Source organism: Pseudoalteromonas sp. Isolate3 (assembly GCF_022398505.1).
GTDB classification, from domain to species: Bacteria; Pseudomonadota; Gammaproteobacteria; order Enterobacterales; family Alteromonadaceae; genus Pseudoalteromonas; species Pseudoalteromonas apostichopi.
The window spans coordinates 1-9,642 of the sequence record NZ_JAKEVN010000137.1 but is presented as its reverse complement, the minus strand read 5'-3'; the positions used below and the strand labels follow the sequence as shown (position 1 = coordinate 9,642).

The following is a 9,642-nucleotide window of genomic DNA, read 5'->3' as shown; positions in this document are numbered from 1 at the left end:
GTATTAATATATCACCTTCACCTCAAACAGTGATGATAACCATTATCATTTATGATAACTTACCCGCGATTGTTTCCTTATTAAAAACAATAACCCTATAAAAATTTGCTAAATAACACGCGGAGATAAAATGAAATTCACTCAGTTGCCTATTGCAACCGCTATTCTTTGTGCACTATACCCTCAAATCAGTTTTGCAGAACAAACGGCTGACGTAGAGGCTAACCTCGAAAAAATCGAAATTGTGGGTATTCGACAAAACCGTATTAGTGAAGGCGCTACAGGTTTAGCACTTGAAATTGATGAAACTCCGCAATCAATCAGTGTGATCTCTGCTGAGCAATTAAAAAATTATTCCGCATTTAATATCAATGATGCTTTACGCTTAGCGCCAGGTATCAATGTTGAAGAATGGGAAACCAACCGTACTAACTATACATCACGTGGTTTCGAAATTAAAAATACACAAATCGATGGGGTTGGCTTACCGAATGACTGGGGTATCGTTACCGGCGCAATGGAAGCATACGGCTATGAAAAAATTGAAGTTATTCGTGGTGCCAATGGCTTACTTACCGGTGTAGGTAATGCATCGGGTACTTTAAACTATGTGCGTAAGCGCCCTAAAAACGAAAACGGCGGCGAATTCGGTGTCTCTATTGGCTCATGGGGTTTTAAACGTTTACAGGCTGATTACTCATTATTGCTGACAGAGTCTGGTAGTTGGGCTGCTCGCTTTGTAGCTGCCGCAGAAGATAAAAAGTCATACCTTGATGGCCTTGAGAACAACCGCGAATTTTTCTCTGCGGTGGTAGATGGTCAGCTTACAGATAACTCAACTGTTACTTTAGGTTACTCATATCAAGACGCAGATACCGATGGCAACACCTGGGGCGGTCTAGTTTATAACTACACAGATGGTTCGCAAGCTAAATGGGATGTCAGCGACACAACCACCCAAGAGTGGACAATGTGGGACACCATTAACACCTCTGCATTTGTTGAATACAACTATGTTTTTGCAAACGCATGGCAGCTTCAAGCAAGCTACAACTTCCGTGGTTTTGAAGAGCAAGACAAACTTTTTTATGCCTATGGCACTATTGATAAAGATACTAACCTTGGCTTAGTCGGTTCTCCTGGTCGTTACGACAGCGAAGTAGATGCTGATTTATTTGAAATTAAAGCATTTGGTGCCTTTGAAATGTTTGGTAAAGAGCATCAAGCAAGTTTTGGGATAAGCCATGCAAAAAGTGATGATGTGATGTATCAACACCCGTTTGATTTTGCAAATACACCAGCTTATGGCCCAACGCCTGCGTTCCCATACGATTTAGATGCGATCCCAGAGCCTGATTGGTTAACGCCAGTTCTGTATTCAGATATTGAACAAAAGCTAACCCGTTACTTCGGCTCTGCTCAGTTAAATATTACTGATAAACTATTCACCGTAGTTGGTTTTAACACTATTGAATTTGAGCGCTCAGGCATGAATGCAGGTGCATCGATTGATAATGACGAGAGCGAGACTAGCCCATATGTCGGTTTTACCTATAAGTTAAACGACGATTTAAACCTATATGCAAGTTACTCAGATATTTATCAGCCACAAGAGCAAACTGATTTCAATGGCCAATACTTAGCACCAACTAAAGGCACTAACTTTGAAACGGGGGTTAAGGCTTCTTGGCTTGATGATGCCCTGATGACAACGTTTGCCTACTTTACTGCTGAACAAGATAACTTTGCACAATACGCAGGCCTGACTGAAGATGGTATCTACTACTATGAAGGCGTGTCTATTGAGTCAAAAGGCTATGAATTTGAAGTCACAGGTAAAATCACCGACGCTATGAATATCGTCGCATCTTACACGCATATTGATGTAACTGATGAAAATGGTGATGACACCAACAAATGGGCGCCTCGCGATGTTGTCGGTGTAACAGTAGATTATGCATTAACAGACGCAGTAGTTGTTGGCTTAAATGGTCGTTGGCAATCTAAAATTGAAAGCACTGATTACAATGTTAAGCAAGGTAGTTACGCTCTGCTAAACGCCTTCGCGCGTTGGAATATTAATGACCAAGTTGCAGTACAAGCTAACGTTAATAATATTACTGATGAGCAGTACATCAATAGCTTACAAACCGTAGGTTATTATGGCGCGCCAACAAACGGTAGCCTAACTCTGACTTATAAGTTCTAAACGCTGATTAGAAGAAGTGTCGCCCGTATGGGCGACACACATCTATTAATTAGGGCAATTACCTAACTCGTAATACCCCGCACTAGTTTGCGCTAAAGTACTGGTATAAAAGGTGTTATAAAGACCTAGGTTATCGCCCGAGCCCACCGCAAAGGCGTAAGAGCCATTCGTGGTTGCGCGGTTTGCTTGCACATGCGCATAGTTGCTTGAGGTAGTTTCAGTGCATTGGTAATCACCATTCGGTGTTGAGTCACACGCATCACCCACACCATCTGCATCACTATCTAACTGTTCACTATTGGCCACCAGCGGGCAGTTATCTAGGCTATCACTGACACCATCGCTGTCGGAGTCACTTGTTTCACCATCAGGTGTACTGTCACACACATTTCCGATACCGTCATTATCGTTATCGGCTTGATCAGCATTCGCTACATTTGGGCAATTATCTATACCGTCGAGCACACCGTCGTTGTCTGCGTCATTATTAGGTTCTGTGGTGGTTTTACATGCCTGTAACGGCCCTGCACAACTAGAATCATCATCAGCTATCCACTGACATTGATTTGTACCCGCTGAATATTCACGCATAGTAAAAGCAGCGGTACCAAACGCTAAATAACAGGCAGAATAACCCTCGCCCCAGCTAATATGGCCTTCGTTGATATGAAGATTGTAATCGCCTGTCACGCCAGCATCGATGACAAAATTAATGCTATCTGTTGATGTCAACGCAGTATCATCGCTTGCGGTGATCACTGCAGTATTATTGCCACCTGCTAGATTGCATTGCTCAGCAAAATACTCAAGCCCATTCACTGTAGCAATCACATCACCATTACTAAAACTGACCACTACGGTACTTAAGTTTTGATTATCATCAATCACCGTGCCCGTTACTGTAGCGCACTGCCCGTTTACACTAGCAGCAATATCACTAAGTACCGGTGCTGTAGCCGCAGGCTCTGGCCCAACGCGTACCGTAAGATTAACTTCATCACCTTGTTTCGCTTCATTATCTGTGGCACTGACACGCACTTCATAAAGACCATCAGTGAGTGTACTTGTCACTCCGTTAAAGGCATTATTCGCATCGACTTGCACGTTGAGTGACTCAATTAAGCTTGGCACACCACCAGCTAGGCTATACACGTTAATATCAACATTGGTTACACTGCCTTCTTGGTCGATTGCGCTTCCTGTAATGGTGAGCTGGTTATTACTGTCTGAGGCATTTAAATTACTAATTTCAGGGCCTGCATTACGATCAACTCGTTTATTATTAGCCGCAAAGTACTCACCTAGATAAGTAGCAAAATTAATACTGTTTGCAGCAACATAATCGCCAGACGCGCCTTGCCCACCCGACCACGAGTGATCCAAATTATTAAACCACAGCATAGCAACCCGATTATCTTGCCAAAGTGATTGCTCGGCAGTGCGTGTTGCATCATCACCTATTGTCGTCGTACCTGAAAGTTGATTAACCCCATAAAGGGCAGCAAAACCATCTGCGTTTTGCTGGTTATAACAGGTATTTACTGTGGTATCGGCAGTACCGTGGCCAATCACCGCTATTTGTGTGGCAAAGTGATCTTTATAACTGCCAGCATAGCTTTCACAGCGAGATACAAAGGTGTTTTCAGAAACCGTTTCACAGGTTGAAATCGCCCCACTTGAACTTGTGCCGATGGTTGGCCCAGCGCTTGGAGCAACCCCTGCAAATACATCAGGCGCTACACAAGCTGTTTGTGCAGCCATTGCCGCCCCAGATGATAAACCTGCAATATACACTTGTTTAGGGTCAATATTACGGGCTGAATCACCACTTAATGCATTGGCTAAATTAATCAAATTCTTATAATCGCCAGAGCTGCGATTGATTGTCCCTTGCCAATATGACCAGCAGCTATAACCTGCTTTATTCATTGCATCAGGGACTGCTATCACCATGCCATGAGCTTCAGCTGCATCTTCAAGGTTAGCCGTTAAGTAGTTATTGATAGGCTGTACACAGCCATGTAGCACCAGCATCAAAGAATGGCCACTGCCTATGCTTGATTGCGTATCAGGAGTGTAAATATGAACATTATTAAAACCGCCAATGCTGACATTTTGTTGCCAACTACCAGCAAAGCTTGGTTGTGAGAAAATAGCAGCACAGAACACTGCGAGCGAAGTAAACGACGCTGATTTTCGTTTACATGATTGTGTTACTTTTTGCATATATCGCCTTTATAGTCATTATCATTGTTGTCTGTCAGTTGATGACTAACCCAATGTAGTAGAACTATCTAAAAAGCGAACTATAACTATAGTGCTATACGTTAATTAAAATATAACCCTAAGATATCACATCTGAATTTATTGCTTTTTACGAAACTAAACCCTATTCCATTTACAAAGCCAACGCAATACGTTGGCTTTGCTTTTACTATGGTATGCGGTTAAAAATTAAAACCTAGAGATACCCAATAACGGCGGCCATCTTCAACATAGCCGTATTCACCTTCGGTAATATCTTTATCAAATAGATTATAAACACCAAAACCTAACTTAATGCTGCGGCTTAAATCATAGTTACCACCAATATCAGCCAAGGTGTAATCTGGCGCAATTAAGCTACTTTGTGACGGGCCTGTTGTCGGTTGGCTTTCTTCACCGCGGTAATGAACACGCAGCCACGTGCCTAGTTTATCAACCGGACGCCAATTAACTGAAGTTTGTAAAATATGCTTAGGTAATTGGTTAAGTGGGCTGCCTTTGTATGCACCGGTTTTTTGCTCAGAATCGGTGTAGGTGTAATTGGCACTTACATCAAGCTCACTGGTAATGTCATAAGATACTGATAACTCAAAGCCTTGCGTAACGGCTTCATCCACATTGACATAGGTCGTTGGCATTGAACCAAACTGGTTTGGTCCATCAGCACACTGAGTGAGTGGGCACGAAATACGGGTAATTTTATCTTCAAACTCGTTGTAAAAAACCGTGCTTGAAAGCGATAAATCACGGCTAGCATCATAGTAGATACCCATTTCGTAGTTTACAGATTTTTCAGGGCTTAAATCTGGGTTACCATAAATATTGCCACCTCGGCTCACTTGCCCCCACGCAGCGGTAGATTGACGAATATTCGGCGCTCTAAAGCCTGTTGAGATACCCCCTTTAACCGTCAACGACTTAGCTGCTGTATACACACCATATAAACGTGGGCTGAAATGACCTGAAAAATTGCCATCATGATCATAACGAAGACCGCTAGTGAGTTTAAACTGCTTCGTTGCAGCCCACTCATCTTCTGCAAATACTGACCACTGCTCGTTCTCAACATGCGTTAAGTCACTAATCCGGTTACTGGTGTAATCGTCCAGCTCTTCTTTTAAATATGACGCACCAAATGCAGCATTATGATTGCTAAATGGTAAAGTCCAGCTTGTTTGCGCATCGGTATTTTCGACATACATTTCGCGAGAGGTATTATCGAATTTATCGTACTTTAAGTAACTGCGTGATGAGCCAAAATCATAAAAACCATTATGACTTAGTGAGTAGCTTTCTTGGTCGTACTCTGTGGTTGATGACTCTGGGCAACCATTACGGCCACAACTTTCACCTTGAGCTAAAGGCGCAACTGTTTTACCTAATGTTTCGTCGAGTTTTTGTTTTGCAGAACCTACTTCGAGCATAATTTCATGGTTATCAGAGGGCGTTAAAATGAACTTAGCTTTAATATTGCTCTGCTCTTTACCACGAAAGCCTGCTTCAAAATCGTCTTCGTCACGCTTTGAAAACTGACCCGATAGCTGCATACCTAATAACTCAGGAATTAGACCACCTGCAGTAAAGAAACTGCCTTGATTGATATCACCCGAGTCACTTGATTCTTGAATAGTGCTGTCTAAGCGTAGTTCACCGTACCATGTTTCTGGTGTTTTACGGGTAATAATATTGATAACACCACCAATTGCATCTGAGCCATATAGTGATGACATAGGACCACGGATAACCTCGATACGCTCAATCGCTGAAATAGGTGGAGTCCATGCGCCTTCAACACCCGGTCCATCACTATTTGGCCGAGTTTCACGAGAGGATTGACGCTGGCCATCTATTAAAATCAAAGTATATTGACTAGCCATACCGCGAAGGCTGATATCTTTTCTGTCGCCTCCGCCTGTGACCACCACACCGGGTACATCGGTCATCGCATCAGTTAAGTCCCGGTAAAAACGCTTTTCAAGCTGCTTACGATTAATAACGCTAATGCTTGCTGGTGCCTCTTTAAGCATTTGCTCGTAACCGGAAGCCGATACGACTATTACTTCCATGTCTTGTTTTTTGTCATCAGCGTATGCAAAATGGGAAATACCTGCTAACACAGCAGCGGTGAGTGGTAAAACAGAAGAAACAACCCTCGTCATAATAATACTCCGTGACTTTTTATTTATAAATGATAATAATTAGCATTTGCATACTAATGAGAAGTCCCGATTTTCACAATTTACGATTTCTTAAAACTGAATTAAGAAGGCCTGAACTATGAATTCCAAGCTGATAAAAACATTACGTGTATTTTCTCGTACTGTTGAAACAGGCAACATGAGTAGCGCAGCTGCTGAATTATCGATGACGACATCGGCTGTCAGTCAACACATTAAGCAATTAGAACAAGAAATCGGACTAAGTCTATTTAATCGCAGCCCGCGTGAGCTCACTCTAACTGAGGCTGGTCAGCTGTATTATCAAAGCTGTTTAAAAATGCTGGCACTTGCTGATCAAGCCAGTACGCAATTACAGAATTTACAAAATAAACCGAGTGGTGAGTTAAAATTAGTGGCTCCCGTGGGGTTTGGGGGTGGGCTATTAAGTGAACCATTGGAGCGCTTAATCAATGAATTTGATGATTTACGTATTCAGTTAATTCTAACAGATGAGCCTATCGATATGATCAAATGCGGCGCTGACTTAGCGATTGCCATTGGCCCGTTAACTGACTCTAACCTTGTTGCTCGTAAGTTAGCAACTTGGCCGTTAAAGCTATGTGCCCATAAAGACCATGCGATTAGCAAATTAGATGAAGCCAGTTGGGAAGATCTTAGCAAGTTTGCGCGTATTGCACATAGCAACGCCGACAGTAATGCGTTTAACCCGTTAACGCTGGCAAGCAAGCCATTACCGAAAGCGAAGATCACTGTAAATAATATGCAAAGCTTAATTAAACTGGTGTGTGATGGTGTTGGCTATGGCGTGTTACCAGAGCCAGAAGTAAGGCATTTACTAAAATCGAAAGAACTGGTTGAAATAGCGCCGGAATGGGCAATGCCTAATTACACTGTTTATGCGGTAACACCAGCCAGAGACAGCTTAGCGGCAAAAACAAAAACCGCCATTGATACTCTGAAACTGTGCTTTAACCATGTGTCAAAGCAAGTCGAATTAGTTGATTAAGACTCAACATGGATAATACCAATTTGCAGTATGCGGATGGGTATTATCCAAGCGCTAACCAAACGCCCACGCACATCATTAGCGCACCAGCAATACGGTTTAACCACTTCACATTGTCGCCTTTATCTAAAAACAGCCTTAAGCTCTTTCCGCCTGTAGCGTAAATCAACATACAGATAAATTCGCTCAACATAATAATGCCCACTAACACAGCAAGCTGTGGGGCAACTGCTAAATCAACATTGATAAATGGAGGCAGTAAAGAAATCATAAATGCCCACCCTTTTGGGTTTGCAATAGCAGTAATATAACCTTGCGAAAACAATTGCCCACGGCCAATTTGTTGCTGTGCATCATCCTTAGGTTTGAAGCTGGTTTTAGCGCGCCACATATTAACACCTAAGTATATTAAGTACGCGCCACCTAGGTATTTTAAAAAGGCAAATAACTCAGGGTAATTAAGCATAATACTGGCAACCCCAATCACCGCTGCAATGGCCACCGTGGCAACGCCTAACACCTCACCGACCATCATCCAAAGCGTACGCCGAATACCCACACTCATCCCTAACGTCATGGCGAGCGTCATACACATACCAGGTGTAATTGAAACAAAGAAAAAGGTCGGAATAAAAACCGCGAGTACTGCTAAATCGAGCATAAATGCAATCACATGTTTATAGCTAAAAAAGAGAAAGCGATTAAATCACATTCACTTAAATAAGCAAACAAACACGCGATTGCTAACAGGGTTATAAAAACATACCGCCCATGCCTATGAATATCGTCTACTCAAATAGACGTCACTTACCAAGGCGCACTCGCGTTTTTATTGATTGGTTAAGCGAGCAGTTAAAACCGATTACGCAGAGCTAAGATGGTTGCTATGTGCGCTTCAGTTTAACTACCTTTAATTACAGACAGCAGAAGTTGATCAATTTCATTATTCACTCCACCAACGCTGCTATTGTTTAAAATTACATAACCAATATTTTTATCTGTCACAGAGCGAGTTAATGATGTCCAGCCTCTATTAAACCCTGCAAAACCTAAACTATTATTCTCAGAGTCTATGACATAGCTCATACTCCATCGCCCTCCTGTATGAGGCTGAGCTTGAATCATATTTGCTATAAGCTGATTTGATAAAATATTTGAACCAATGTAATTACCTTGCTCATTCTTTAGCACTGCCTGATTAAACTTAGCTAAATCATCTGCAGTTGTTATAAAGCCAGCGGCAGCAGTTTCTGTAAAATACACCATCGCTGTTTTGTTGCCATTCTCATCGTAAGGACTAGCCAGCATTGCTGAAGAAACACGGTTGATATCAAACGAAGAATTCGTCATTCCGAGGGGTAAAAGAACGTTTTCAGTCATAAAATTACTGAAAGATTGATTAGTCAGATCTTCAATTAACAGCTGAACTATCGTGTAACCACCACCTGAATAAGACCATTTAGTGTCAGGCTCATGAATAATTTTAACGGCTCCCCCCCCTGTGTTATTGCCTTCTAATGACTCTACAAGAGTAGGTAATGGATCTTCAGCGCTCCATCCATTGTACCCACTTAATGAAAGCCCTGATGTATGAGAGAGAATATTACGTAAAGTTACCTTGTTAGCATCAAACTGAGAACTCGGTATTTTCCAGCTTTTTAAGTAATCATTAATTGGTTTATCAAGTTCAACTTTACCTTGTTCAACTAGTTTCATTGCGCCCCAAACTGTAATCACTTTAGAAATAGAGCCAACATTGAATAAAGTTTTGTGTGTGATTGGAGTTCTATTTTCAGCGTCAGCATAGCCATAATAATATGAACCAACCACCTCTTTCCCTTGAACAATCGATATAGCAACACCACGCGCTTTGCTTTTTTCAAGAATTAAAGGGACCTCTTTATCTAGCACTTTAGAAAATTCTAAACTTTTAGTTTGTTTTGCATGTAATGAGCAAGACGATATTAAAAACAATATTAGAA

Annotated in this window: 6 protein-coding genes; 2 read left to right on the top strand and 4 right to left on the bottom strand. The window is 41.9% G+C overall.

What is annotated here, in order from left to right; all coding sequences use genetic code 11:
• Positions 1–130 precede the first annotated feature (130 nt).
• Positions 131–2,209: a TonB-dependent siderophore receptor gene (locus L1D46_RS18330; RefSeq protein ID WP_130052774.1), complete on the top strand. Its 2,079-nt coding sequence runs from the start codon at positions 131–133 to the stop codon at positions 2,207–2,209.
• 45 nt (positions 2,210–2,254) lie between these two features.
• Here L1D46_RS18330 and L1D46_RS18325 read toward each other — a convergent pair whose 3' ends face one another.
• Both L1D46_RS18325 and L1D46_RS18320 read right to left on the bottom strand, forming a co-directional pair.
• The gene (locus L1D46_RS18325) at positions 2,255–4,435 is read right to left on the bottom strand and encodes a PHB depolymerase family esterase (protein WP_130052775.1); all 2,181 of its coding nucleotides are present in this window, start codon (positions 4,433–4,435) and stop codon (positions 2,255–2,257) included.
• 221 nt (positions 4,436–4,656) lie between these two features.
• Positions 4,657–6,633 (bottom strand): ligand-gated channel protein, encoded by a 1,977-nt coding sequence (locus L1D46_RS18320; RefSeq protein WP_130052776.1) that lies wholly within the window; start codon positions 6,631–6,633, stop codon positions 4,657–4,659.
• A 118-nt stretch (positions 6,634–6,751) separates the two neighbouring features.
• Between L1D46_RS18320 and L1D46_RS18315 the strand changes: the two genes are divergently transcribed.
• The gene (locus L1D46_RS18315) at positions 6,752–7,660 is read left to right on the top strand and encodes a LysR family transcriptional regulator (RefSeq protein WP_130052777.1); all 909 of its coding nucleotides are present in this window, start codon (positions 6,752–6,754) and stop codon (positions 7,658–7,660) included.
• Between the two features lie 43 nt (positions 7,661–7,703).
• Here the strand turns inward: L1D46_RS18315 and L1D46_RS18310 are convergent, their stop codons facing one another.
• Together L1D46_RS18310 and L1D46_RS18305 are read right to left on the bottom strand one after the other, a co-directional pair.
• Positions 7,704–8,321, bottom strand: coding sequence for a LysE family translocator (locus tag L1D46_RS18310; protein WP_130052778.1), 618 nt, complete (start codon positions 8,319–8,321; stop codon positions 7,704–7,706).
• Positions 8,322–8,560: 239 nt separating this feature from the next.
• A partial coding sequence (locus L1D46_RS18305; protein WP_239978004.1) for a serine hydrolase domain-containing protein occupies positions 8,561–9,642 on the bottom strand: 1,082 nt, incomplete at its 5' end.